At 68.6% G+C, this 23,282-nt stretch carries 27 protein-coding genes and 1 tRNA gene; 12 read left to right on the top strand and 16 right to left on the bottom strand.

Features of this window, described 5'->3' with window-relative positions; genetic code table 11:
* Positions 1 to 13: 13 nt before the first annotated feature.
* The 3 genes from K2F47_RS28835 to K2F47_RS28825 form a co-directional block, all read right to left on the bottom strand.
* Positions 14 to 89, bottom strand: a tRNA-Ala gene (locus K2F47_RS28835).
* Between the two features lie 260 nt (positions 90 to 349).
* Positions 350 to 1,075 (bottom strand): phosphonatase-like hydrolase, encoded by a 726-nt coding sequence (locus tag K2F47_RS28830; RefSeq protein ID WP_242908727.1) that lies wholly within the window; start codon positions 1,073 to 1,075, stop codon positions 350 to 352.
* Positions 1,076 to 1,131: 56 nt separating this feature from the next.
* Positions 1,132 to 1,251, bottom strand: coding sequence for a DLW-39 family protein (locus K2F47_RS28825; RefSeq protein WP_211238580.1), 120 nt, complete (start codon positions 1,249 to 1,251; stop codon positions 1,132 to 1,134).
* Positions 1,252 to 1,484: 233 nt separating this feature from the next.
* On the opposite strand from K2F47_RS28825, the gene K2F47_RS28820 reads away from it, so the two are divergent.
* The gene (locus K2F47_RS28820) at positions 1,485 to 1,694 is read left to right on the top strand and encodes a hypothetical protein (protein WP_242908726.1); all 210 of its coding nucleotides are present in this window, start codon (positions 1,485 to 1,487) and stop codon (positions 1,692 to 1,694) included.
* 394 nt (positions 1,695 to 2,088) lie between these two features.
* A complete protein-coding gene (locus K2F47_RS28815; protein ID WP_242908725.1) occupies positions 2,089 to 3,822 on the top strand; it encodes a M64 family metallopeptidase in 1,734 nt (577 codons plus the stop codon).
* 43 nt (positions 3,823 to 3,865) lie between these two features.
* Here K2F47_RS28815 and K2F47_RS28810 read toward each other — a convergent pair whose 3' ends face one another.
* A complete protein-coding gene (locus K2F47_RS28810) occupies positions 3,866 to 4,795 on the bottom strand; it encodes a DMT family transporter (protein ID WP_242908723.1) in 930 nt (309 codons plus the stop codon).
* A 131-nt stretch (positions 4,796 to 4,926) separates the two neighbouring features.
* Positions 4,927 to 5,475, bottom strand: coding sequence for a cupin domain-containing protein (locus K2F47_RS28805; protein ID WP_242908722.1), 549 nt, complete (start codon positions 5,473 to 5,475; stop codon positions 4,927 to 4,929).
* Positions 5,476 to 5,562: 87 nt separating this feature from the next.
* Here K2F47_RS28805 and K2F47_RS28800 point away from each other — a divergent pair, with 87 nt between their 5' ends.
* Complete coding sequence (locus K2F47_RS28800) at positions 5,563 to 6,126, top strand: TetR/AcrR family transcriptional regulator (RefSeq protein WP_242908721.1); 564 nt, start codon at positions 5,563 to 5,565, stop codon at positions 6,124 to 6,126.
* A 7-nt stretch (positions 6,127 to 6,133) separates the two neighbouring features.
* On the opposite strand, the gene K2F47_RS28795 is transcribed toward K2F47_RS28800, so the two are convergent.
* A complete protein-coding gene (locus K2F47_RS28795) occupies positions 6,134 to 6,994 on the bottom strand; it encodes a helix-turn-helix domain-containing protein (RefSeq protein WP_242908720.1) in 861 nt (286 codons plus the stop codon).
* 524 nt (positions 6,995 to 7,518) lie between these two features.
* A complete protein-coding gene (locus tag K2F47_RS28790) occupies positions 7,519 to 8,337 on the bottom strand; it encodes a hypothetical protein (RefSeq protein WP_242908719.1) in 819 nt (272 codons plus the stop codon).
* Positions 8,338 to 8,508: 171 nt separating this feature from the next.
* On the opposite strand from K2F47_RS28790, the gene K2F47_RS28785 reads away from it, so the two are divergent.
* Positions 8,509 to 9,384: a hypothetical protein gene (locus K2F47_RS28785; protein WP_242908718.1), complete on the top strand. Its 876-nt coding sequence runs from the start codon at positions 8,509 to 8,511 to the stop codon at positions 9,382 to 9,384.
* 308 nt (positions 9,385 to 9,692) lie between these two features.
* On the opposite strand, the gene K2F47_RS28780 is transcribed toward K2F47_RS28785, so the two are convergent.
* The 5 genes from K2F47_RS28780 to K2F47_RS28760 form a co-directional block, all read right to left on the bottom strand.
* On the bottom strand, positions 9,693 to 9,926 hold the full coding sequence (locus K2F47_RS28780; protein ID WP_242908717.1) for a hypothetical protein: 234 nt from the start codon (positions 9,924 to 9,926) through the stop codon (positions 9,693 to 9,695).
* Positions 9,927 to 10,651: 725 nt separating this feature from the next.
* Positions 10,652 to 11,224, bottom strand: coding sequence for a TetR/AcrR family transcriptional regulator (locus K2F47_RS28775; protein ID WP_242908716.1), 573 nt, complete (start codon positions 11,222 to 11,224; stop codon positions 10,652 to 10,654).
* Between the two features lie 1,269 nt (positions 11,225 to 12,493).
* A complete protein-coding gene (locus K2F47_RS28770; RefSeq protein WP_242908715.1) occupies positions 12,494 to 13,099 on the bottom strand; it encodes a short chain dehydrogenase in 606 nt (201 codons plus the stop codon).
* Between the two features lie 17 nt (positions 13,100 to 13,116).
* The gene (gene kefF / locus K2F47_RS28765) at positions 13,117 to 13,659 is read right to left on the bottom strand and encodes a glutathione-regulated potassium-efflux system oxidoreductase KefF (protein WP_242908714.1); all 543 of its coding nucleotides are present in this window, start codon (positions 13,657 to 13,659) and stop codon (positions 13,117 to 13,119) included.
* 419 nt (positions 13,660 to 14,078) lie between these two features.
* Entirely contained in the window at positions 14,079 to 14,792 is a 714-nt protein-coding gene (locus K2F47_RS28760) for a bleomycin resistance protein (protein ID WP_242908713.1), read from the bottom strand.
* Between the two features lie 560 nt (positions 14,793 to 15,352).
* Between K2F47_RS28760 and K2F47_RS28755 the strand changes: the two genes are divergently transcribed.
* On the top strand, positions 15,353 to 16,168 hold the full coding sequence (locus K2F47_RS28755) for an SAM-dependent methyltransferase (protein ID WP_242908712.1): 816 nt from the start codon (positions 15,353 to 15,355) through the stop codon (positions 16,166 to 16,168).
* 172 nt (positions 16,169 to 16,340) lie between these two features.
* Here the strand turns inward: K2F47_RS28755 and K2F47_RS28750 are convergent, their stop codons facing one another.
* From K2F47_RS28750 to K2F47_RS28735, 4 genes are all read right to left on the bottom strand, one after another.
* Entirely contained in the window at positions 16,341 to 16,754 is a 414-nt protein-coding gene (locus K2F47_RS28750) for a Ca2+-dependent phosphoinositide-specific phospholipase C (protein ID WP_272497658.1), read from the bottom strand.
* Between the two features lie 50 nt (positions 16,755 to 16,804).
* Entirely contained in the window at positions 16,805 to 18,373 is a 1,569-nt protein-coding gene (locus K2F47_RS28745; protein WP_272497529.1) for a recombinase family protein, read from the bottom strand.
* Between the two features lie 123 nt (positions 18,374 to 18,496).
* A complete protein-coding gene (locus tag K2F47_RS28740; protein ID WP_242908710.1) occupies positions 18,497 to 18,766 on the bottom strand; it encodes a polysaccharide deacetylase family protein in 270 nt (89 codons plus the stop codon).
* A 169-nt stretch (positions 18,767 to 18,935) separates the two neighbouring features.
* Complete coding sequence (locus tag K2F47_RS28735; RefSeq protein ID WP_242908709.1) at positions 18,936 to 19,361, bottom strand: helix-turn-helix domain-containing protein; 426 nt, start codon at positions 19,359 to 19,361, stop codon at positions 18,936 to 18,938.
* Positions 19,362 to 19,375: 14 nt separating this feature from the next.
* Between K2F47_RS28735 and K2F47_RS41820 the strand changes: the two genes are divergently transcribed.
* Genes K2F47_RS41820 through K2F47_RS28705 form a run of 7 tightly spaced genes read left to right on the top strand, consistent with a single transcriptional unit; the run spans position 19,376 to position 23,272 of the window.
* Positions 19,376 to 19,843, top strand: coding sequence for a helix-turn-helix domain-containing protein (locus K2F47_RS41820; protein ID WP_372490928.1), 468 nt, complete (start codon positions 19,376 to 19,378; stop codon positions 19,841 to 19,843).
* Complete coding sequence (locus tag K2F47_RS28730; RefSeq protein WP_242908708.1) at positions 19,836 to 20,045, top strand: hypothetical protein; 210 nt, start codon at positions 19,836 to 19,838, stop codon at positions 20,043 to 20,045. Before K2F47_RS41820 ends, K2F47_RS28730 begins: the two co-directional genes overlap by 8 nt.
* Positions 20,046 to 20,066: 21 nt before the next feature.
* Positions 20,067 to 21,605, top strand: coding sequence for a UvrD-helicase domain-containing protein (locus K2F47_RS28725; RefSeq protein ID WP_242908707.1), 1,539 nt, complete (start codon positions 20,067 to 20,069; stop codon positions 21,603 to 21,605).
* Positions 21,605 to 22,177 carry a hypothetical protein gene (locus K2F47_RS28720; RefSeq protein WP_242908706.1) on the top strand — a complete coding sequence of 191 codons (573 nt, stop codon included), beginning with the start codon at positions 21,605 to 21,607 and terminating at the stop codon, positions 22,175 to 22,177. Before K2F47_RS28725 ends, K2F47_RS28720 begins: the two co-directional genes overlap by 1 nt.
* Positions 22,174 to 22,377, top strand: coding sequence for a hypothetical protein (locus K2F47_RS28715; protein WP_242908705.1), 204 nt, complete (start codon positions 22,174 to 22,176; stop codon positions 22,375 to 22,377). Before K2F47_RS28720 ends, K2F47_RS28715 begins: the two co-directional genes overlap by 4 nt.
* Positions 22,374 to 22,847 carry a hypothetical protein gene (locus K2F47_RS28710; RefSeq protein WP_242908704.1) on the top strand — a complete coding sequence of 158 codons (474 nt, stop codon included), beginning with the start codon at positions 22,374 to 22,376 and terminating at the stop codon, positions 22,845 to 22,847. Before K2F47_RS28715 ends, K2F47_RS28710 begins: the two co-directional genes overlap by 4 nt.
* Positions 22,841 to 23,272 (top strand): Lsr2 family DNA-binding protein, encoded by a 432-nt coding sequence (locus K2F47_RS28705; RefSeq protein ID WP_242908703.1) that lies wholly within the window; start codon positions 22,841 to 22,843, stop codon positions 23,270 to 23,272. The genes K2F47_RS28710 and K2F47_RS28705 overlap by 7 nt, the downstream gene beginning before the upstream one ends.
* Positions 23,273 to 23,282 lie beyond the last annotated feature (10 nt).

The following is a 23,282-nucleotide window of genomic DNA, read 5'->3' as shown; positions in this document are numbered from 1 at the left end:
GGGGCGTTTTGGCTGGTGGAGCCTAGGGGATTCGAACCCCTGACACCCGGCTTGCAAAGCCGGTGCTCTACCAACTGAGCTAAGGCCCCTTGTCATCTTGCGGTTTACCTGCGGTTACGTCAGAGCGCCGCAACCGGTGTCGATCGTACACCGTAGGTGGAGCACTGGCTTTCCGGGTGGGGAGGCGTGGTAGGGCTTCCCCTCTGGACGTGCTGGGTGCTGTTGATTACGGGCGGGCCGATGGTCGGTCGTCAGGCATGTTGGGCGGGGTCGGGTGGTCTGCTCGTCGGTTGTTGGTGCGTTCTTGTTCGTTACGCGTGCGGTTCGATTGGTGGCGGTGGGTTGGGGGCTAGCCGTGGTCGGCGGTCAGGGCGGTGTCGAGTGGGGTGGGGGCGCCCTTGAGGATGAGGTCCGGGAGGGCGGCCACGCTGGGGAGGATGTGGGTGGCGCCCGCGGTGAGGAGGCGGGCGCGGTCGTGGGCGCCGGTGAGGACGCCCGCGACTATGGACGCGCCGGAGCGGCGGCCCGTCAGCATGTCGTTCGCGGTGTCGCCGCAGACGGCGATGTGGCGGACGTCGTCCACGCCCAGGCGGAGGGCGGCGGTCAGGACGAGGTCGGGCCAGGGGCGGCCGCGGGCGACGTCCTCGGGGCAGAGGGTGAGGTCGGCGTGGTCCCACCAGCCGAGGGTGTCGAGGATGCGGGCCTGGGTGCTGCGGCCGAAGCCGGTGAGCAGGCATACGCGGACACCGGCGCCGCGCAAGCGCTCGATGGCGTCGGCTGCACCGGGTACGGCACGCAGGCCGTGCCGGTCGACGAGTTGGTCGTAGGACCGCTCGAAGGCCATGTTCGCGGCCTGGGCGCGGGCCTCGTCGAAGAGCGAGCGGAAGATCTCGATCTTGGAGCCGCCGCGGGACGCGCGGATGTGGGTCATGGCGCGTTCGTGCGCCGCCGTGCCGCGCGCCGTGCCGAGGGCCGCGATCGCCTCGGCGAAGGCGGTCTCGACGGTGTCATCGTCGGCGACAGTGGTCCCGGCGAGATCGAGGCAGGCGACGGTGATCGGCTCTGCTTCGCTCACGCCGGGGCCTCCCTCGAAGTCGGGCGTTCGCTCTCCGCGGGATTATCGCCGGCGTCTCAACTGTCGGACGAGGTGGCCTCGGTCCACAGGTCGAGCTCGGCCCGGTCCTGCTGGAGCCGGCGCCACACGGCGAAGCCGCCAAGAGCCACGACAGCGAGAATGAGAAGCTTCTTCACGGTGGGGACCCCTTCACCTTGGTTATGAAGCAAACCCGGGCATGCGACGGATCAGTCTCTACTCCCCCAGGTTCTCCGAAGCCTAGCAACCGTAGCCGGGCGATCCGCACCTGGTCGTCGGTATCAGACCTCGCGTCCAATTCAGGGAGGTGTGGAGGGTGTCACGTCCGCGCCACCTCGCCGTGACGCGAGGACAGCCGGATAATTCGGTGTGACGACCTTCGGGAGTGCCGATGGCTGAGGACGACTTCGGGCTCTGGGAGCGCGAACTCGACTCCCGGGTACCCGACGACGAGGCGTCCGGCGCGCGCGGGATGGTGCTCGTCGCGGGGCTGACCGCGACCGGCTGTACCGCGATGATCGCGTTGGGCGAGGTCCCGCTGGGGACGGCGGGGCTGGTGTTGTCCTCGATCATCCTGTTGCTGTGGCGAATCGGAATGTAATCGCTGTCCTGGCGGCGAGGGTTGACAGGCGTTGGCGTTCGGTGCGCGTGGCGGCGACCGTCGAGCGCGTGTCGGCACGGACCTGGGACGTCGTGTGACGTGGCCGATCGTGGCCGCGACGTCCAACGCTTCCGTACGGCGCCGGCCTTTCGGCGTACGGGCAAGGCGGCGCGCCCGTTCCGAGGGTGCCTACGGCGGTTTCAGAGGCGTTGACATGGGGGTTCGTCCCGCGATAGATCCGGGACGTCCTGCTTGATCAGTGGGACGCGCCGGGCACGCCGTCCCCCCGGGCCACCTCGCCCGCCGTGCGCGCCCGCGAGGAGGTCCGTGCATGTTGAGAGGTAAGGCTGGCGTGATCGGGGTGGCGGCCGTGGCCGTCCTGCCCCTGACGGCGGTGCTGCCCGCGCAGGCCGCACAGGCGAGAGAGCCGGACGCGAAGGTCGTCCCGATCCAGGTCACGGGCGATCCGGCCAAGCGGTTCAACCTGGTGATCATGGGCGACGGCTACACGGCGGTGGACATGCCGAAGTTCCGGACGCACCTGGCCAAGCACCTGAACGACCTGTGGACGATCGAGCCGTTCAAGTCCTACCGCAGTTACGTCAACGTGTACGCGGTCGAGATCCCGTCGCAGGAGTCCGGGGTCAGCTGCGATCCGAACCTGTCCTCCCCCCGTCACAAGACACCGTTGAGCATGGCGTTCTGGAGCGGTTGCGAGAAAGACGGAATTCAGCGCCTCCTCGTCATGGACTCTGCGGCGGCCAAGACGTATGCGGACCTCGTCCCTGGCGCGACCCTGGGGAATCGTCAGATCCTCGCCCTCGCCAACAGCGACACCTACGGCGGTGCGGGCGGCACGTATGCGACGGCGTCCGGTGGGAACGCGATGTCCGCGCTCATCGCCCCGCATGAGCTCGGGCACTCCCTGGGCGGGCTCGCCGACGAGTACGACTACTACCAACGTGGCGTCCCTGGGGGCACCTACACCGGGAAAGAGCCCGATGCCATCCACGCCACGTTGCTCACAGAGCAGCAGATGAAGGCGCAGAAGGCGAAGTGGTGGCGCTGGCTAGGGGAACGCAGCGAATCCGGCGGAATCATAGGACGCTACGAGGGCGGCCTCTACTTCAGCAAGGGCGTGTGGAGGCCGAGCCAGCACTCCATGATGAAAACGCTCGGCTACTACTTCGACCAGGTCTCGCGCGAGCGTATGACGCAGCGCATCTCCGCCAAGGTCAACCTCGTCCAGGCGCAGACGCCTACGGACGCGCCCGTGGGCAAGGACAGGGTGCTGTGGGTGGAGACGATGCATCCGACCGGGCATCCGTTGTCCACAACGTGGACGGTGGACGGGAAGCCCGTATGGAGGGGGCCCAATCTCGACCTGTCGCGGCTGCATCTGCGTAAGGGCACGCACCAGGTCACGGTTACGGTCACCGACCCCACCGACTTCGTCCGCGACCCGGCTGTACGGTCGTCCGCGGCGCTCACCCAGACGCGCACGTGGACGGTGGACACCCGCCTCAGCACGCCTCCCTCGGACGTGCCCGCCGACTTCACGACCACTACGCCGACGGACCAACCTGTGGGCGCCAAGAGCGTTGTATATGCCGAGACCACACATCCGGTCACGCGCGCCCTCAAGGTCCGCTGGGAAATCGACGGTCGCCATGTGCGCGGCGGTGACCGCGACATCGATCTGGGACGCCTTCGCCTCTCCAAGAGCACGCACCGCCTCGTAGCGCGGGTCGGTTCCAAGAGCCGCACCTGGACGATCGACGCACAAACCCCCACGGTGAAGTACGAGCTGTCCAAGGCGACGCAAGCGCGCGCGGGACGCACCCCCGAATACGTCTTCGACGGTCCCTTCACCATGCGGCTCACGGGTGCGGACGACCGTCCAGGCGTGGTGGTGTCCGAGTTCCGCGTGGACGGCGACGGCTGGTTCAACTACTTCGGCTGGCCGACCGACTCGTCCGCGCCCTGGCGGTTCAGCGAGAACGGCACCGTGATCGACAGCCTGACCTACGGCAGGCTCGGCAAGGGGCGGCATACCGTTGAGTACCGCGCCATCGATGCTGCCGGAAACATCGGCAAGCCGGGCAAGTTCGTCGTGACCCTCCGCTGACGCGCGTGCCTCTAGGCCGCCGGGTCGGCGGCCTAGAGGCGCTCTACGAGGCGGGTTCGGACGCTGGAGCCGACTCTGGAGCAGGCTTGACGATCACCTCGGCGGCGCTCTCGAGCTCCGTGGTGCGGCGCGCGGTGGCCAGGACGGACCCGCAGAGGATCAGCGCGAACGAGATCATGATCGTCGCGGACAGCGGCTCGTCCAGGAAGAGGACCCCGGCGGCCACCGCGACGGCCGGGTTGACGTAGGTGAACACCATCGCCCGGGACGTGCCGACCTCCCGGATGAGCTCGAAGAACACCAGGAACGCCAGCGCCGTGCACACCGCCCCGAGCCCGGCCAGCGCGGCGAGGACGCGTCCGGAGGGCATTTCTGCCGGCCAGGTGGCAACTGCCGGACCCGTGTAGACGAGCGCGGCGAAGGCCAGCGAGGACGCCGCCAGGTGCATGCTCGGCAACTCCGCGAGCCGGCGGGAGGCGATGATCGGCGCCGTCGCGTACCCGAGCGCGACCAGCATCACCTCTCCGAGCGCCCACGCGTTCCCGCCGCCGAGATGCGGTCCCGCCAGGACCCCGACGCCCGCCAGCCCGACCAGCAGCCCCGTCCACCGCAACGGCCCGAGCCGCTCGGCGTCGCCGGTGATCCTGGCCACCACCACGGCGATGATCGGGACGGCCGCGATCAGCAGCCCGGTCATGGAGCTGCTCAGCCGGTGCTCGGCGTCCGACAGCAGCGCCCACGGGCCGAGGATCTCCAGCGCCGCGAACACCAGCAGCGGACGCCAGTGGCGGCGCACGACGCCGAGGTCCCCGGCGCGGAACATCAGCGGCAGCAGCAGGACGGCGCCGAGGGATGTCCGCGCGAACACCAGCACGGGCACCGAGACGTCCTCGACCGCCACTTTGATCATGAGATAAGGAATCCCCCACAGCACGCTCATCAGCGCGAACAGCACCCAGCCGCGACGACTCACGGCAACCCCCCGTTCCCGGTTCCCGCCCGTCCACCGGACGGGCCCGGAGCCTCGACGGCCCCGGTGACCCGATCAGGGTGCAGCGCCGAGCCCCCGGCGGTCTTGAACGCGGTTGCACGCCGGGAGCGTTCTCATCCCGGAGTTGTCGGACGCGCGCGGTCCGCGCCGATGGCGATACCGACGATCGTGCACTGCTCGGTGCCATCGTTTCGCCAGGCGTGCCGGGTGCCGTTCTGGACGAGGACGTCGCCCGCCCGCAACACCGTCTCCTCGCCGCCGTCGAGGTCGAGCGTGACCTCGCCGGAGACGACCATGACGTAGTCGATGCTGTCGGTGGTGTGCATCCCCGGGGTGCCGGGTTCCATGGCCGCCATCGCGCCCGGCATCCGCCGCTCCAGCTCGTCCAACGCCGCGGTCATGTCCAGATTCGGCCGCGGGGCCACCTCGCCCGGCGGAATCGTATTGATCATGAATCGCGACCCGTCGCGGGGCGGGTACCACGCCTCGGCGGGACGCGGCGCGCCGTCGTCGGGGAACACGGGCCGCTCGTCCCGCCCCCACAGCCGGTAGGCGCCGACCCCCGGCATCAGGTCGGACGTGATGGGCTCGATCTCGCGATCGTCGACCACCCGCGCCCGACCCGCGGGGTCATGCCCGGTGACCACTCGGCGGACCTTCATCCCAACTCCTCAATACGGTGGCGTATGGATACGCCACCGTATCTTCGCCTCCCGAACGCGTCAATACGGTGGCGTATCCTGTAGCCCGTGGGGAACGAGTCGACCCGGCTGTCCGCCCAGGACTGGGCGCGCGCCGCGCTGAAGGCGATCGCGGACGGGGGGCTCGCCGCGGTCGCGGTCGAACCCCTCGCCCGGACGCTCGGCGTGACCAAGGGCAGCTTCTACGCGCACTACCGCAACCGGGACGAACTGATCACGGCGGCGCTCAAAGAGTGGGCGCGCAGCCACGGCCAGGAGGCACTCACCGAACTCGCCGCGATGCCCGACCCGGCACAACGGTTGCGCGAACTGCTCACCGTGGTCGTGCAGGCCGTCCAGCCGCTGGCGCCGTCGGTGCACCTGAGCCTGCTCGGCGACCGCAACGACCCTCGGGTCAGGGACGCGGTCCACGAGGTGAACCGGGCCCGGCTGGACCTCCTCACCCGCACCTACCAGGAACTCGGCCTGCCACCAGACCGAGCGGCGTCCCGGGCGCGGGTCGCGTACGCGGCCATCCTGGGACTGTTGCACCTGGCCCAAACCGACCCGAACGGCCCGGACTCAACGGCCCTCGCCGAGGAGGCAACCGCGGTCTTCCTCCCGTCCAGTTGATTACCTTTTAGGACGGCACGGGACGAGCGTGAGCGGCACCCAGGACGCTTTTTCGATAAGCACCCGGAGTGACGCCCAATACGCGCCGGAACCAGCGGGTCAGATGTGCCTGGTCCGCGAATCCGACAAGGGTCGCCGCCTCGGCTGGACGAAGTCCGGCATCGATGAGCCCGCGCGCACGCGACACCCGATGCTGAGCGAGCCACGCGTAGGGCGGCATACCCATCGCATTGCGGAATGTACGCAGGAGTTGGTAGCGGGACATTTCCAGGTCCGCCGCAACTTCACCGAGCGTCGGCGGGTCTACCAGCTCGTCCGCGAGGCGCGCCGCGACCGTCTTGGCGATCCGGCGGGCGTCGGGCCGTATCCCCATCGGTGCCCGGGGCACCTTCGCCGCATGGCGCCGAGTGAGCACGCCGAGCATTTCGAGAAACCTGGTCTCGCCTTCCAAATGATCCTCGCCGAGCCACAGGGCACGATGGGCAAGGCGAAGCGCCTCTCCCAGCCCCGGGTCGCGGATAACAGGTTCTTGGAAATGCGTCTCCGCCGCCCCGGCGATGCCGCTCACCAGCTCAACACTCGGATACAACGCCAGGTACGCATACCCGTCGGGCCCCGCCGGCCCGCCCGTATGCGTCTCCCCAGGCTCGATCACGAGAATGCTCCCGGCCGCGGAGTACAGCCTTTCGCCGCGATAGCGCATCGTCTCCATGCCGTCGACGCACACCCCGATCGCGAACTCGTCGTGCGTGTGCGGGGCGTAGTGCTGCTGTCCGAACCGGGCACGCAGCAGATCGAGCGAGGCGCCCTGAATTCCGTCCACCCGCGTCCAGTCGGCCCGATCCCCCCGCGTGACCACCTGCTTCACCACCTCCCGCGCTATTCCGACATAGTGACAGCCCCCGGAACACCGCGCACAGCCCAACCCCGTACCCGAACGCCTCGATGCGAGCCCAAGCCCATCGACCCCAAGCCCGCCGAGCACCCTCGACCATGAAATCCGGAAGCTCTGACGATCGCCGTACACCGGCGCGGAAGCAGTTCGCCGAGAAGATCCCGCCGGCAGGGCCCACCGCGCACAACGCCGGAGAAGTGCTACCCGAACTGATCGGCAGGGGGATCACCGTCCGCCGTGTCGTGTCGCGCTGTTCGACTGCCCGTGCGGCCGGGGAGCGGTGTTCGAACCGCCCACGGTAACCCGCGGCATCGTCCAGCAGCCCGTGTACGGCGGCGATGTCGGCTTCCGCGCCAGCCCGGAGCCTGGGGGACGGCACGGCAGGCGGGACGGCCGCAAACTCGATGCCGGCCCTGACGCATGGTGTTTCGAAAGCTTCTCGCTCCCGCCTCGGGCTGGATGCCGAGACGGGAGCGAGGATCGCGTCGGTCGGCTGGTCAGTGGAGTTTGCCGGCGGCGTCCTGGACGCAGACGCGGGGGACGAAGAACCAGTTGGACGCGTGGGTGTTGAAGCCGGCGTTTCGGCGGGCCGCGCTGTTGTCGGCGTGAGTGTCGCGGACCATGACCCAGTCACCGTCCCGGCTGACGTAGCGCCAGAGGACCTTGTAGGAGCGGGCGCGGATGGTGGCGTAGCGGTCGTGAGGGGAACTCTTGCGGAGCCAGGGCAGGACGTTGCCGTAGACGGGCACGCTGCCGTGATACTGCGCGGCGCAGCGTGCCGGGCGGACCGCCGCGCTCGAACCGTCGCCGCACTTACCCGGCTCGCAGTTGCGAAGCAACTTGCCGTTGGACTGGCGATACATGAACTTGCTGGCGGGCAGAACGCGCCCTGCGGTTCCTCCCGGGCAATGGGGGGTGGAGACCCGGCCGGCCTTGGTCGTCTTGGCCTTGACGCTGATCCAGGCGCAGAAGTTGAGCTGACCGTGGATCTGGCCATAACGGAAGCCGCGGCGGCCGGGGCCGACGAGGTCGATCGCGACGCCCTTGTGGCCGGGCCGGGCGGTGAGGGCGTTGCCGATGACGTAGCCGACGCCGCGGGCCGGGGGACCGTTGCGTACGGTGGCGTCGTGGACGCTGGCGACACGGAGGCGGGTGGTGTCGGCCTGAGCGGTGGCGGGGGCCAGAGTTGACATTGCCGAGACCGTCAGCGCCCCGCAGGCCATGACACGGACCGCCTGCTTGAGCGTTCCGGGCTCCTTCCTCGGCCGGGGAGACGAGACGCGCGGCTTGAGGTTACCGAGGCGTATGCCGGGCATGTGGTTCCTCTTTCTGAATGAATCGCAATCGGGCGGTTGCCCGCACTCAGCGAGGATGGCGGGGCCTGGCGGCGGCTTTCCAGGGTTGCGGCACATCCCGGGATCCACAGTTGCTGACCTGCGGTTTCCCGTCGTCTTCCGCCTGTGGATCCCGGGATGTGGAGGAGGGACGTGGCACAAGCCGACAGCAAGGGACCGTCCTGCGCCGAATCCGGCAAGGTGGTTTCCGAGCTCCGACAGCACATCGATCTGACCGGCAAAGAACTGACCGCACGAGCCGCGGCCGACTACTCGGTTGTCTACTCTCAGCAATCCTGGTCAGCGTGGAAGACCGGTGACCGACGCGTCCAACCGGATGCCCTGCGCGTTTTGATCAACCTCGCCGGCTCAGCCCCACGAGAGGTGATCGAGCGTGCCGAGCGTCTGCTGACCGAGTTAGAGAACGAGTCCTCTCGGACTGCGAGTACCCCCAGCTCCATCTCGGACTCGACCTCGGATACACAGCAGGGGGTGGCGGCGACCTCGTCACCGCGGCGCGATGGAAAAACGCGGGCCGCGCTGGTGGTCGGCATCGTCGCGGTTCTAGGCGCGTGTGCGGGGGGCCTCGGATTCAAGCTGCTCTCCGACGACGCTCACGACACATCCAGCGCGGTCAGCCCAACTCGGTCCAGTTCGGTCACCAGGCCGCCGACTCTGTCGAGTAACGCACCCTCCGCCAAGCCGACAACGCCCGCGCCCAACTCCTCCGCGCCTCGGCCACAGTCCCCCACCCTGGCGCAGTCTCCAGCCCGCCCTCCCGCACAGGCCCCCGTCACGGCGCCTGCCCCGCCGTCAACATGCGCGCGCACCCATTACCGGGTCGACGAAGCGGGTGACGTCCTCAACGAGCAAGGCGATCGAATCGATCGTGTTGTCCCTGGGGACATCTTCATCCGCGACATGTCCAACACTCACCCGCCGAAGCGATACCGCTACTACGGCCTTCTCAAGAACCGCGGAGTCGCCGGCTACGTCATGCAGAGGAAGCTCACCCCCACCTGCGCCTAGCCTCGCAGCCGTCGCCCGTGCCTGCGATCAAGTCTGCGGCAGCGCGCGATCCGGGTCGCGACTCGCGGCGGGACGGTTTTGACCGGCGTGCGCGGTCGGCGGCTGACCGCCAAGACGAGCGAGACGCCTTCGGGTGTTGGTAAGACTGGTGCGACCAGGCACAAGGTTGGAATTCGGCCAGGTCAGCCGAGGGTTTCGGGTACGCCGTCCAGTGGGTCCGCTTGTTGCGGCGAGCAGCCGCGCGAGCCTGGGAGTGGCTCGTCTACAGGATTGCTAGTCGTCCTTGCCCGTCCGGAGGGAGCGGACGCTCAAGCGGAGAAGATGTGCCGGAGGCGCCAGCGGTCGTGTTCACGACCCAGCTCCGCGACGGCCACGCCCTCCGCTCCGGTCACGCGGACACGGTAGACCCGGCCGTCCTGGGACGAGCCATAGGTCTTCAGAACCTCGTCGACGGCATACCGCGCACCCCTCCACTCGTATGCGGTCAGTCGCCCGGCCGGGTCGTGCTCGGCCAGGATCGGTTCGTTGAGAAGGTGCGCCATAGGTCCGCGATGCTAGCACGTGTTCGAACTGATGTTCGCAGGTCGGAGGGCCCTCGACCCCCGTCCGGACGTGCACGGATCGAGCCCAGGGCGTGTTCGAACTCCCCATCCGCCGGGCGCGGCGCGGCGACACCCGCACGAAGATTCGGCGTGCCGCAGGACGCCAAATCCCACACCGACGGTCCACCCGTCAGCGAACCAGCCCCTCATGCAGTCGGCATCCGTCTTGTCGTCCCACCCTCACCACGCCGAAGTTGTCCACAGCCTGGGCGCAACCTTGCCCACATCCTCACCGCCTGAGAACCAGGCGTTCAGCGCGGCGGATCCACAAGGAAATCCCCAGGAGGTGGGGCTTCGCGCCCGATCGGAACCTCATGCCCCCAGGCTTCCACAAGCCCAAGCGGTCGGATACGGCATCCACAACCTGTGGATAACTTCGGCGCACAGCCTGGGTACGGCGCCGAGTGTCGTGGTCCACCATTCTTCCCCAGGCGGCCCCCAACCAGGGAGCTGACTTATCCACGCCGTGGAAAAGCCTGTGACCAGGTAGAACGACGTACCCGTCCGGGGATCGCGCACACGCCGTCCACACCCTGTGGGCGGCGACCCTCCACAGCGCGCTCGGGACGGTGGATTACGTCACCCACCGCTAATCCCCATCTGGATCCCCAGGCAGAGCGCCACGTCGGCGGTTCAGTGACCGAGATCCACAACCCGGGATGGGGTCAGAGGTGGCGGTCCACGATGGCCCGCGCGGCCTGCCGTGTGGCGGGGACCGTCGCGGCGATCGACTCCAGGGCCGCTCCGGCCATCGCGCCGTCCAGGAGGATGGTCAGCTCGCGCGCCAACAGCTCCGGATCAGCGGCTCCCGCGGCGGCCGCGAGCTCGGCCACCCACGCGCGGACGGCTCGCTTGTGCGCGACGGTCGCCTCGTGGACGGGCGTGCCCGGCAACGACTCGGTCGCGCTGTTGATGAACACGCATCCGCGGAACTGACCACCGCCCTGCGCGGCGGCCTCTATCGCCCCGAACATGCCGACGAGCTGCTCACGCGGATGGTCGCCCGCGCTCTCCGCCGCCTCGCGCAGCATCTGCCGCCACTTCTCGTCCGAGTAGCGCAGGAACGTGAGGACCAGGTCGTCCTTGGACTTGAAGTGCGCATAGAGGGTCGCTTTGGCCACACCCGACTCGGCGATGATGCGATCAACACCGACACCGCGGATGCCGTAGACGTAGAAGAGATCGGTGGCGGTGCGCAGGATCCGGTCCCGAGCGGGCTCGCGCGTCGACGTGGTCATTGGACGACTCCTCCCAGCTAGGCCCCATGTTACAGACAGACCGGTCCGTACAGTCACCCTGCCCCTGGCCACACACCTGCATCTTGGGGAGGCTAGAGCCGCGCGCTGACCTCAGCGGCACAGCCAGGGGCCAGACGCCCCGAAGCGCCCCAACACACATGGGTTCGCGCGTGCACTACATCTCGCGAACGCCCGCCCTCACAGACCCCCGCCACTCCCAGACGGCCCGCCCCCATAGATGGTCCGCCCCCAGGGGCGGCTCCGCCCGTCCGTGAGGGGCTGCTCCGCCGCTCACGGACGGGCCGCCGCTCACAGACGGGCCGCCGTTCGCAGGCGGATGTCACAAGCGCCTGCGACTGCGGGCCAACTGGGGCAGCGAGTTCCCTCATCAACGGCGGCTCACTGATCGGCTTGAGCCCGCCGCTCACGGACGGCCCCCTCACGCCCAACTCCGGCCTTCGTAGGACGGCCGCCCTCCTGAGCGTCCACCGCCCCTCACGGGCGCCCATCCCTCGCGGACGGTCCGCTGCACACGTCCGGTCAGCCCTCGCAGGCGCCCGCACCTCATGGACGGCCCGTCGCACGTGGACAGCCAGAGCCCTGCGCGGGCATCCGGACCTCGCGGCCGCCCGCGCCCCATGGAGGTTCCGCCGCACACGGGCGGCCAGCCCCTCGCCGGGGCGGCGCAACTCGCACACACAGCCTGGCCTTCATGAACGGCATGCCCTCGCAAGCTCCTGGCCTTCGTAGGCGGCTTGACCGTCGCGCGCCTCCCGGACTTGGTGGGCCTCCCAGACTTGGGTGGGCCTCCTGCCCTTAGTGCACAGCTGCGCGCAAAGCTCGGTTCCAGTACGCCCCCCGGCCGGAGCTGCTTGGCTGTGGTCACAGACACCCTGAAGCTCGGCGCCGTCAAGGGCAGTCGCCGTCCGGCTGGCCGGAGCTGTTGGATTGAGGTCGCTTACACCCCCAGCTCTGCTCCGCCAGGGACGGTCCCTGTACGCCCGGCCGGAGCTGCTCGGCTGGGGTCACGGCCCCGCAGCCCAGCATTGCCAGGGGCGGTCGCTGTCCACCTGGCTGGAGCTGCTCGGCTGGGGACTCGGACGCACCGGAGCTTGGCGTCGTCAGGGGCAACTGCCGTCCGCCCGGCTGGAGCTGCTCGCCTGGGGCGAGTACTGCGGGAGGGCGCCTCGCTTTAGGAGAGCATCGGTCGCGGAGTGGCCTCGCGTTTGTGGAGGCGCTTCGGGCGGGCGTCGTCGCGGTTTGTGGGAGTTAGGAGTGAAAGGTCTGGCCCTGGGCGTTGCCTTCGACGGCCTCGACGTAGGCGCGTGCGACGTCGGCGGCCGGGGTGCCCTGGGTGTCTTCCAGGTCGAGGCTCTTCCGGACCTCGGGGCCCATGCTCACGAGGGTCTCGGCGATCCAGCCGGGGCTGACGATGTTCACCCGCAGCCCGCGGGGCATTTCGATCGCCGCCGCCTCGACGAACGCCTCCAGGCCGGTGTTGACCGTCGCGGTGAAGGAGGCGCCCGGGATCAGGCGGTCGAACCTGCCGCCGGTGAGGGTCACCGAGCCGCCGTCCCGCAGGTGGCGCATGGCCCGCCGCAGCAGGTGGATCTGTCCGAGGAGTTTGCCCTGGAGACCTGCGGTGATGTCGTCGTCGGAGTCGAGGCGGGTGAGGGCGCCGCTCGCCGCGCAGCACACCACGGCGTCCAGGTCGTGGACGGTTTCGAAGAGCGCGTCGATGGAGGCGTGATCTTCCATGTCGATGCGGAGCGGGCCGCGTCGGGACGCGCGGACGATCTCGTGGCCGTTCTTCTCCAGCGCGGCGGTGACTGCGGAGCCGAGGGTGCCGGTCGCGCCAATCACAAGGATCTTCATCTCTGTTCCCCTCCTGGTCAGGCCGCGGGCTGGAGGACGCGGTCGAGCAGCAGCTCGCGGTAGCTTCGCACGTGGTCGGCGAGTTCCTCGTCGCCGAGGGACGAGGCGCCGTGGACGATGAACGGCTCCTCGTAGTCCATGCCGGTGAGGTTCGCCGTGGCGTCGAACGGCCGCAGCAGGTCGGTCACCGGGAACCGGTTGAGGCCGCCGGGACGGTAGAGCGCCTCATGGCCGCCGACCGTCGTCGCGACTCGCATGCTCTTGCCGTGGAGGGCGGTGCCCTTCGAGCCGTAGGCCCAGCCGTGCTCGAAGACCTCGTCCAGCCACTTCTTCAGCAGCGGCGGCGCCGAGTACCAGTAGAACGGGAACTGGAGGACGACACGGTCGTGTTCCTGGAGGAGGTGCTGTTCGCGGGCCACGTCGATGTTCAGGTCCGGGTAGGTGGCGTAAAGGTCGTGGACGGTCACGTCCGGCAGGTCGCGGATACCGGCCGCCAGAGCGGTGTTGACCCGCGAGGTACCGAGGTCGGGGTGGGCGAGAAGGACGAGCGTGCGCGTCATGGCCAAGGCTCCTTAGAGAGGAGACAGACAGGTCTGTCTACTTCCGATGGCCATGAGACTAGACAGACAGCTCTGTCTAGTCAAGCGCCGATGCCGGACGACTTCTTTGCCGGACACCGGGACGCCAAATCGGGGACCACGCCCTGGGGACACCGCACCGGGGATGCGGCACCGGGGATGCGGCACCGGGGAGACCCTGCCGAGAACGCGGGCCGAGGACGCGGGCCGAGGCGCGGAGCCAAGGCGCGGGGCTGTGGGCGCGGGGCCGAGGCGCGGGGGTGTGGGCGCGGGGCTGGGGGCCTCCATGCCGTTAGGGCTTTGGGATTTCGTGCGGGGCTCCAGGCCGCTGGGCCGGGGAAATCGTGTGGCCTTCGTGTGGCTGGGCTTTTGGGGGTTGTGCGGCCTCGTGGCGTTTGGGTTTAGGGATGTTGGGGTGGGAGGGCGGCCTCCAGGTCGGCTAGGCGGTGGAACTCGTCCTCAAGGGCGGTGCGGTCGGAAGCCGGGAGTCGGCAGGAGCGGGCTTCGCCTGCAAGGTCGCGGGCTCGCGTCCATTCTTCGAGGTGAAGGGCCATATCGGCGCGGAGGATCAGGGCCTTCACTCGTTCGGACTGGGTGATCGGATCGTCCGAGGCGAGCAGGTGGTCGAGGATTCTGGCGGCCGCCCGATGGTCCTCCTTGGAGTCGCCCAGGAGTGCGGCCATGTGGAGGGTTCTCGCGACCGGCTCCTTGGGGATGGGCTTCGTTTCGTCCGAGATCGGCTGGCCGATGCGGAGCTGGATGCCGTCAGGGTCGGTGAGGAGGAACTGGCGGACCCCGTACGACATGTTCTTCAGGGCGCCCAGCCTGGGGAGCCCCCGGGTCGGCACCCGTCCCAGGGCTTCCTTCAGGCCGCCGCGGAACGACTCGTAGAGCGGCTCGACGTCGGTCGTCAGGACGTAGCACATGTGCATGGACGCAGCCGGGTCGTGCCGCTTCCAGCCATAGAACTGCAACTCGAGCTCACCCCGGCGAACCGCGAGAAAGTGGTTGGGCCGGGTCTGCCAGACCACCTGCTCGAATCCGAGTGCTCGATAGAACTCCCAGGTCAGGCCGATGGACCGGCACGGAAAGATCGGGATCGTCGTCTCGCCCATGGGGTGAAGGTAGGCTCACCGGTCTGGGCTGGTCAAGTTTGATTAGATAATCGCCCGCCCTTCGTCTGCCGAGGTGTGCGGACGCTCCACGAGGCGGCGGCGGTCCGGTAACGCGGTGCCCGGGGCGGTCGCGGGATCGCCGGAGAGGTCGCGTCGTTCAGCCACGGAGACGCCGCCGGACGGGACGATGGGACACACGTCATCCCGGCCGCCACGGCAAGCGCCGTTAAGACGATCTCCGCCGCTCCCAAGCCGCACGTAAGGAATTCCATGCGTCCGATCCCACCACTTCAGTGCCTCGCGGGGCATCGCGGTAGACCGCACATTCATGGTGGGGTTTACCGCAGGTACGCACCCCATCCACAGACTGTGGAAAACCTCAAAATCGCTCACCGGACGACCGCCGTCCATCGGCTCGGCGCCGTCCAGTCAAGATCATCTGTTCTTATCGCCACCCGGCGCGGAAACGATCTAGGATCCCTTCCGGGCGGTTCGTTCACTCCCGCCCGCCTTTGCGGGCACCCACCCATGCGGGTGGGCTCTTCCCCGAGGAGCATGACGTGAAGACGGACGGCGCCGACGGGCAGCCCCCAGGGATACCCCTGGGCGTGCCCACACCGGCGCGTATGTACGACGAGGCGCTGCATGGCAAGGACCATTACGAGGTGGACCGCCGCGCCAACGCCGTTCTGTACGAGGGCATCGGCGAGCAGTCCGTGCGCAGTACCGCACTGGAGAACCGCTGCTTTCTCGGACGAGCCGTCCGATACCTGGCCGCGGAATGCGGTATCCGCCAGTTCCTCGATATCGGTTCTGGCTTGCCCACCATGCGCAATACGCACCAGATTGCGCAGGAGGCCAATCCGGATGCGCGGGTGATCTACGTCGATTACGACCCGATCGTCGCCGTTCACGGACGGGCCCTGCTGGCCAACAAGCAGACGCGGATCGTGACCGCCGACATGCGCGAGCCCGACTCGATCCTCGACCACGAGGACACGCGCAGCCTGATCGATTTCGACGAGCCCGTCGCCGTGCTGTTCGTGGCGGTCTTCCACTTCATCACCCGCGAGGAGGACCCGGCCCGCATCGTCTCGGCGTTCCGCGCGCGCTCCGCACCGGGCTCCTACGTGACAATCTCCCATCTGACCAGTGATGGAACTCCGCCGGAACAGCAACGCGCCTGGGAGGCGGCCTTCGAGGGCGCGACCTCACCGCTCGTCTTCCGTGACGAACGTGAGATCCGCGCCCTCTTCGGCGGCTACGACCTCGTGGAGCCTGGGCTGGTCCGCCCCTGGCGGTGGCATCCGTCCGATGACGGATCTCCGGAGACGACGTCCCTGTTCGGGGCCGTGGGTCGGCTCGGAGCCTCCTAGCCCCAGGACGGTGCGCCGGAGCGTCCTAGCGCCCTGGGCGGGGCTTTGCGGCCAGAGTGTCTTGGCGCTCCGGGTGGGGGTTTGTGGCCGGAGCGTCCTAGTGCTTCAGGGCGAGGGCTCGTTGGGTGGAGCGTCTTGGCGATTCGGGTCGAGGGCTCGTGGTAGGAGCCTGCTAGCGCTCCAGGTGGGTCTTGCGGCAGGAGCGCGGCGCGTTCACCGGGTTGCAGCGTGCCGGTTCCGTCCCCGGCAGTTGGGCGACGTAGTCGCTGCCATACCGGGCGGCCAGGCCGACCACCGGGAAGTCGGTGCTGACGATCTGCGCGCCGCTGTCGAGTGCCGCCTGGAGCCGAGCGGTGCTCCCCGTCCGGGCCTGGTCGAACGGTACGTCCGCACGGGTCCGCACGAGGTATCCGCGCCGGACGAGGTCGCGGATCTGCGCCTGCCCCGCACCCTCCGGCTCGTTCTGCTCGACGAAGGCGGCGTCGGGACATCCCGGAGCCGCGTCGGTGAAGATGACGCGCCCCTCCAGGTTGGGGTGGCCTGCGAGATAGGGCGCCTGGACGTCGGCGCCCTTGTTGTCTAACAGGGTTCCTAAACCGCATATCGCATGAGGCAGGCCCGTTGACCTGCGAATACTTAGCTAGACGGCGTGCAGCAGGGGTTCCCGCAGGGCTCCCAGATGGCCGTAACGGTGATCTCGAAAGCCTTCCGCGGCACGGGCCGCCGAAGGGTTACATGACGGATCACCTGGCGTAGCAGAGCGTTTTTCGCGGTGGTGGGCAGGATCTCCCACTCGGCGAGGACGCCGGCGATGATCGGAGCGAAGTTCGACGCCGTCGGCGCCGGGTTCGATGCTGCCTTGATAAGTGGCAGCAGCTCCGCGCGTGCCTGGAGGAGTCCAGCGCGGGTGGTCTCGTAGATCTCGTCCGGCATCTCTTCGTCCATCGCACGTTGCTTGGTGAGCCGGACGAGCGCTCGGTCGATCTTCGCCAAGTCAGCCGAGAGTGTGTCATGCGCGGCTGGCGCCGCTTGTGCAGGGATGTGTGGTTGGTGCTTCTGTGCCTCCTGGTTGATCTCTGCTGCCCACCCTTGGAGTTGCTCCCGGACGGCTTGCTCTGCGGCAAGGCGCGGCACGGTCAGGGGTTTGCAGTTGCCGTTCGAGTCATACGTCCCGCAACGCAGCACGCGGCCGGGTTCATAGAGGAACCCGTGGGATGCGGAGCTGTAACAGTGGCCGCATTGAGGTAGGCCCGTCAGGGCGTAGGTGCCGCTTCGGGTGCGTGGGGCATCGCCTGCTACTCGTTTACGTCGGTCCTGGTACTGGTCCCACAGTTCCAAGTCGATGATTGGCTGGTGGGCACCCTGAATGTAAACATGATCTGGGCACTCTGACGGCGCATCGCACCCACATTCGGGGTTATGGATACGCAGGAGACCGGCCGCGAAACCAGAGTCCAGGGTGGTCGCTACTGCCCGTTCGCGCCACTCACGACCGTAAACATTTTGATATCCGGCTCGATTTAGCCATTTCGCTATGTCTCGCCGACCTGACCCGGCGATATAACGGCGGTACATGTCCGCTATTACCGCTTCCGTCCCCCCCTCGCTATCCGGTTCGTACCGCTCGCCCTTAGGGTCGTTAGGGTCTTTGATGGTCTTGCCGGGTTCGGTGGGGTGCGGGATACGTCCGCGCAGGACGTACCCGAACCGGGGGCGCCCCTGCGCGGGAAGCCCGCGAGAAAGGCGGTACTCGTGCGCGCCTACCCAGTTTTCGCCGATGAGGTCGGACTGCATCTCCGCGAGCGCGAGCGCGTTGGTTCGCGAATACCGGCCCATGGCTGTTTCCGGGTCGAACGGTTCCGTTGCGGACTCCACAACCCCGCCGACCAGTTCGATACGACGGATGTTGGCGAGAGAGTTAGTCGCGTTTCGCCCCCATCTGTCATACCGCATTACAGCGATACCGTCGGCTTCGCCGTCCTCTACACGCTTGACCGCTTTCATGATCTTGCGCTTGAGGTTGCGGCCGCTCTTGTCGAGATCGATTACCCAGTCGACGATTTTGCGGCCGAGCCGTTTCGCCCACGCGAGAATGGTAGTTTTTTGAATCTCCGGTGAGATCATTTCCTCGCGCGCCAATGACACGCGAATGTAACCGATTAGGCAGAGGGGGCCGTCCTTGCGCCCTCGTCTTTGTGGTGGCATCGCAGCTCCTTTCTTGAAGGTTGGGACTTCGGGCAGGCATGGAGACATGGAAACGCCGTCCGGGAGCGGGATCCGGACGGCGATGGGGTCCGGCCGGGGGAAGCACAGCCGGAAGGGTGGGGCCTAGTTGAGACGGCTACGATCGCGCGCGTCGTGCTGCACCGCGTGAAGGACGTCGCGCTCGACCGCGACAATTCGGGCTGTCGCGTGCTCCATGCGGATGAGTCGGCGGTCGAGGAGCTCATAGAAGCTGCCGAGCAGCCCGACCATGATGCCGATGATCGCGAGGCTGCGCGCGAGGTCATGTTCGGCAGCGACGACGAGCAGCGTTGAGCAGGTCGAGAAGACGGCGACGACGGCGGCGCCGAGGATGAGACGGACAGTACTGGGCATTCGCTTGGACTCCCCACGGATCCAGACGGCTCCGGGGTCCTCTCGCGCGCCAGACGGCCCCGGGAGCTGTCACTAGTGATCAGTTGATTTGCCACTGTCACATTTGGGGCCAACGCATACCACCCCTGTCAGTGTCCGTAAGCGGCCAAGTTTCCGGTAAACCACGTGGTCAGCGGGGTTTTTTGCCTGCTTCGTCAGACTTTTCGGCATTCGTCAACGCGTCGATAACCGCTTCCATGGCGGCTATGACGGCGGCGCGGTCTCGGTCGTCAGCCAGGGAGCGTAGGCGCGCGGCTATCCGCTCGTTCTCGTCGAGCATGGCCTCGGCCTGATCCATCGGCTTGCCCTGGTCGTCGGGAACCCATAGGCCGAGGTTGCGTCGGACGGTGATGATGTCCAAGCCCCACGCGTCCGCGAGTTCCTGGGCTCGCTCGTTGGGGACCGTCACTCCGCGCGTCTCGTAGTTGTGCACTGCGCTCTTGTCCCAGCCAAGCATGCGGGCTAGTTCGGCCTGAGAAGTGATGCCCCGTCGCTCGCGCTCGTCGCGTAGCCATCGCCCGGCACGGGTGCCAGCAGCTTGCTTGTCACCGGTCATACGTCAAGTGTCGCATGGCGTGCGTCGCGCGCCATGGAATCCCTCCTTCTTCCTATGGCGCACGCCGTGCGCCGCTTGACGCACGCCGTGCGGCATGCGACGCTCCGTCCATGCCGAAAGACGATCTCCACATCGGGTGGGGCCGCCGTCTCGCTCAGGTCAGAGCGGAACTTGGGCTCTCGATACGTGCTCTAGCTCGGAGTTCTGGTGTCCACCCCAGCCATCTCGCCCGGTTCGAGCAGGGCGAGGCCGGCCTCGGTGACGCCCATCGAATCCGTGTCGCGACCGAAGTCGGTCAGCGCGTCGAGGACCTGTTCCCCTACCCCGACACCACCCCGAAGGGCGCCCCGTGCCCAAGTGCGGACAGTGCAACGGACGTGGCACCGTCCCCAACCCGTCCGACCGCGGCGGCGACCCGATCCCGTGCCCGATCTGCGGTACCGGCCGTGTCGGCACCCGCAGCGAGTCGCGCCAATGAGTAGCGAAATCACCCCCCGTGCCGACGCCATGCGCGCGGCAGGCCAGATCCTCGCCGAGACCCGCGCCCAAATGGCGGTCATGACACCCGAGCAGATCGCGGACGCCGCCTACGTCCCCGGCGGTCCGTCCCGCGAGGACCTCGCCGAGAAGGTCCGAGCGCTCCGGGCTCAGACCCGCCGCACCTCTCGCGCGTCCGCGGCCTAACCCCTGAAAGGAGGTACCCCTATGGCATTCCAGCTCACCGACGAGCAAACCGCGGTGGTCGACGGCTACCAGGCCGGGGAACGGCTCGTCGTTGACGCACTCGCCGGCTCCGGGAAGACCCGCACTCTCCGGGCCTGTGCGGAGAGGTCGCCGGGCCGAGGCGGTACGTACGTCGCCTATAACAAGGCGATTCAGGTCGAGGCCGACCGGTCGTTCCCGGCGAACACGCTGTGTCGGACGGCGCATTCGCTCGCGTTCAACGCGGTTGGGTACACGTTGGCCGAGAAGCTGCGCCGGCCGCGGCAGCGCGCCCGGGACGTCGCGCGGATCCTCGGCATCAAGCGGCGTGTGATCACGGTCAACGCGCTCGGCCACCCTGCCGCCGTCGACGTTCCGCAGCTTGCGCGGCTCGTTACGGACACGGTCGGCCGGTTCTGCCACTCCGCCGATTACTCGATCTCGAACCGTCACGTCCCGCACGTGACCGGCCTCGGGCGCGATGGTCAGGCCGAGGTCGCCGACGTCGTTGTCGGGTACGCGGCGGCTGCCTGGTCGGACCTGTGCGGCCCGTCCGGCGCGCTGAAGTTGCAGCACGACCACTATCTGAAGTTCTGGCACCTCACGAGGCCCGTCATCGCCTCGGACGTGATCTACCTCGACGAGGCGCAGGACGCGAACCCTGTCATCTCCGACATCGTCCAGGCGCAGCAGCACGCCCAGTTGATTCTGGTTGGTGACCGTCACCAGCAGCTTTACGGGTGGCGTGGCGCGCAGGACGCGATGACGGGTTTTGATGGTCGGCGGCTCGCGCTGACGAAGTCGTTCCGGTTCGGGGACGCCATTGCGGACGAGGCCAATGTGTGGCTTGCCGCGCTCGGCTCGAACCTGCGCGTCGTCGGGCACGATCCGATCCCCTCGACCGTCGGGCCGCTGTCTCTCGACGACGTCTCGGCCGTGCTGTGCCGGACGAACGCTGGAACGATCCGCGAAGCCGTCCGCGCGGAGGATCGCGGGTTGAAGCCCGCGGTTGTCGGTGGCGCCCTAAAGTTGGCGCGTCTGGCCGAGGCCGCGGACGAGCTACGCCGCGAGGGCCGCACCTGGCACCCCGAACTCGCCGCGTTCAACTCGTGGGACGAGGTTGTCGACTACGCGGCGACGGAGGCCGCCGGCGAGAACCTCGCGACGCTCGTCAACCTGATCACGACGTACGGGGCCGCGGAGATCCTCCGCATCATTGGGACGCTCGCGCCGACCGAGGACGCTGCCGACGTCGTCCTGTCCACCGGGCACAAGGCCAAGGGCCGCGAGTGGACGTCCGTCCAGATCGCCGAGGACTTCAAGCCGAACCCGCGTCGTCACCCCGAAACCGGCGAGCTCGTCGAGCCGGAGATGACCGACGAGGCCCGCATGTTGGCCTACGTCGCCGTGACCCGCGCGCAAATGCGCCTGGACCCGTCGGGCCTGTCTTGGGCTCGACCTGAAACGCCGACGGCGGCCCCTTCCTCCTGGCAGAGCTCCGGGACCGCCGCGTCGGCCAACACCTTGGAGGCATTGTCCTGATGTCGGAGTCTAACCCGCTGCCCCCCAGCAGCAGCCCCACCCCCGTCCCGCTCCCGAGCACGCCGCCCGTGGGCCCGTCCAAGGGCCTGCTCGACAGGTTCGCGGCCGAGGCTGAGAAGCTGCGGATGCAGGCCGCCGACCACCGCGTCACGGCGTCGTCCGCGGCCGAGGCCCGGCAGGCGGCGGAGGTCGAGGCCGAGGAGGCGCGGGCCCGTTTTCAGGCGCTCATGGCCGAAATGGACGCGCTCGGAAAGCGGATCGAGGCGGCGCGCGCCGAGATCGACGAGACCCTCCAGCGGGCCGACGAGCACCGGGACCGGGCCGAGCGGCACCACGCCGCCGCGGAACAGCTCATCGCGGATGCCGCGTACTGCGACGAGGTCACCGCCCGCGCGCAACTCCTCCCCCCGCTGGCGCCCGCGTGCTCGTGCGCGCTGCCCGGGGCCCCGGACTCCGACGCCCGCCGCTTGGCGTGCCCGATCCACCACGAGACCGCCGCCCCGATCGAGGCCCCGCCCGCGGCCGAGTCGCTGCCCACCGTCCACCACAAACACCGGGGGAAGCGCAGGTGATCACGGTCATCGCGGCCGCCGTCTCCGTCGCCGTCCTCGCCTACTTGGCGGGGATGGCGCGGGGGCAGCGCATCGAACGGCGGCGTGCCCTGGCGCGGGACGAAGCCGACATGGAAGAGACGGCGGCCGAGTTCGGGCCGCTGGCCGTCGGGCTGATCTCCCGCCCGGGATCGCGGACGACCCTCCGGAGAATCAAATGAGCCAGGCGAAAGACATCGGTACCCGCGCGGAAACCGCCGTCGTCCGGTACCTGCGCACCGCAGGGTGGCCGGGCGCCGAGCGGCGCGCGCTCACCGGCGCCTTGGACCAGGGCGACATCACCGGCACGCCCGGCATCGCCTGGGAGGTGAAGGCACGCAAGAGGCCGCCGTCGGATGAGCAGGTCCTCGCGTGGCTGGTCGAGACGGAGGTCGAGCGCGCCAACGCTGGCGCCGAGTGGGGCGTCCTGGTGGTTCGCCGACCCGGGGTCGGACCGGCGAACGCGGGCCGCTGGTGGGCCTACCTGTCGGTGGCGGACGTTGCCGCGCTCGCCGCCTACCAAGAAAGCGAGTTTCTCGTCCGGCGCGGCGCGCTCGGGTGGCCGGTACGGATGCTGCTCGTAAACACGGTCGAGCTCCTGCACGGCGCCGGCTACGGCACCCCGAACGGGGCGGGGGGCGCGTCGTGCTGATCGCTCACCGGTGCCAGACGTGCCAGCACCCCGACTACTGGCGCCGCCAGACCAACGCCGGCGACGGCCGGGGGGCGTGCGCGTGCGGCCACAACTGCGAGCCGTCCCACCTCAGCGAACCCGTCCAACTGCCGACGTTCGACGTGACCGGCGCGCGCGTGGAACGCGTCCTCGCGCCCGGTACACAGCTCGGCGCGGACCTGCCAGGTGGGGCGCCTACGGCGGTCGTCACGTGCACCTGCGCAGCGTGCACCGCCCTCTATGAGTCCCTCACGACCGTGGGGGCCGCCCCGGCGCCGCCGAGTACCGCGGGGCCCTCGCCGCGGCAGATCCGGAAGTGGGCCGCTGAAGTCGGCATGCAATGCCCGCGCACAGGACGAGTCCCGGCGCACGTCGCCGAGGCGTACGCCACCGCCCACAACTAGGAAGGAACAC

The sequence above is a fragment of the Actinomadura terrae genome (genome assembly GCF_022751215.1).
GTDB lineage: Bacteria > Actinomycetota > Actinomycetes > Streptosporangiales > Streptosporangiaceae > Spirillospora > Spirillospora terrae.
This window is presented reverse-complemented; position numbering and strand designations above follow the sequence as displayed.

Excerpts from the sequence above, each read along its gene's own strand:
- K2F47_RS28820 (WP_242908726.1), top strand. The coding sequence starts at position 1,485 with ATGGCTGAGGACGACTTCGGGCTCTGGGAGCGCGAACTCGACTCCCGG.
- K2F47_RS28805 (WP_242908722.1), bottom strand. The coding sequence starts at position 5,475 with ATGAAGGTCCGCCGAGTGGTCACCGGGCATGACCCCGCGGGTCGGGCG.
- K2F47_RS28790 (WP_242908719.1), bottom strand. The coding sequence starts at position 8,337 with ATGCCCGGCATACGCCTCGGTAACCTCAAGCCGCGCGTCTCGTCTCCC.
- K2F47_RS28780 (WP_242908717.1), bottom strand. The coding sequence starts at position 9,926 with ATGGCGCACCTTCTCAACGAACCGATCCTGGCCGAGCACGACCCGGCC.
- K2F47_RS28775 (WP_242908716.1), bottom strand. The coding sequence starts at position 11,224 with ATGACCACGTCGACGCGCGAGCCCGCTCGGGACCGGATCCTGCGCACC.
- K2F47_RS28770 (WP_242908715.1), bottom strand. The coding sequence starts at position 13,099 with ATGAAGATCCTTGTGATTGGCGCGACCGGCACCCTCGGCTCCGCAGTC.
- kefF (WP_242908714.1), bottom strand. The coding sequence starts at position 13,659 with ATGACGCGCACGCTCGTCCTTCTCGCCCACCCCGACCTCGGTACCTCG.
- K2F47_RS28760 (WP_242908713.1), bottom strand. The coding sequence starts at position 14,792 with ATGGGCGAGACGACGATCCCGATCTTTCCGTGCCGGTCCATCGGCCTG.
- K2F47_RS28745 (WP_272497529.1), bottom strand. The coding sequence starts at position 18,373 with ATGCCACCACAAAGACGAGGGCGCAAGGACGGCCCCCTCTGCCTAATC.
- K2F47_RS28740 (WP_242908710.1), bottom strand. The coding sequence starts at position 18,766 with ATGCCCAGTACTGTCCGTCTCATCCTCGGCGCCGCCGTCGTCGCCGTC.
- K2F47_RS28735 (WP_242908709.1), bottom strand. The coding sequence starts at position 19,361 with ATGACCGGTGACAAGCAAGCTGCTGGCACCCGTGCCGGGCGATGGCTA.
- K2F47_RS41820 (WP_372490928.1), top strand. The coding sequence starts at position 19,376 with ATGGCGTGCGTCGCGCGCCATGGAATCCCTCCTTCTTCCTATGGCGCA.
- K2F47_RS28730 (WP_242908708.1), top strand. The coding sequence starts at position 19,836 with ATGAGTAGCGAAATCACCCCCCGTGCCGACGCCATGCGCGCGGCAGGC.
- K2F47_RS28725 (WP_242908707.1), top strand. The coding sequence starts at position 20,067 with ATGGCATTCCAGCTCACCGACGAGCAAACCGCGGTGGTCGACGGCTAC.
- K2F47_RS28720 (WP_242908706.1), top strand. The coding sequence starts at position 21,605 with ATGTCGGAGTCTAACCCGCTGCCCCCCAGCAGCAGCCCCACCCCCGTC.
- K2F47_RS28710 (WP_242908704.1), top strand. The coding sequence starts at position 22,374 with ATGAGCCAGGCGAAAGACATCGGTACCCGCGCGGAAACCGCCGTCGTC.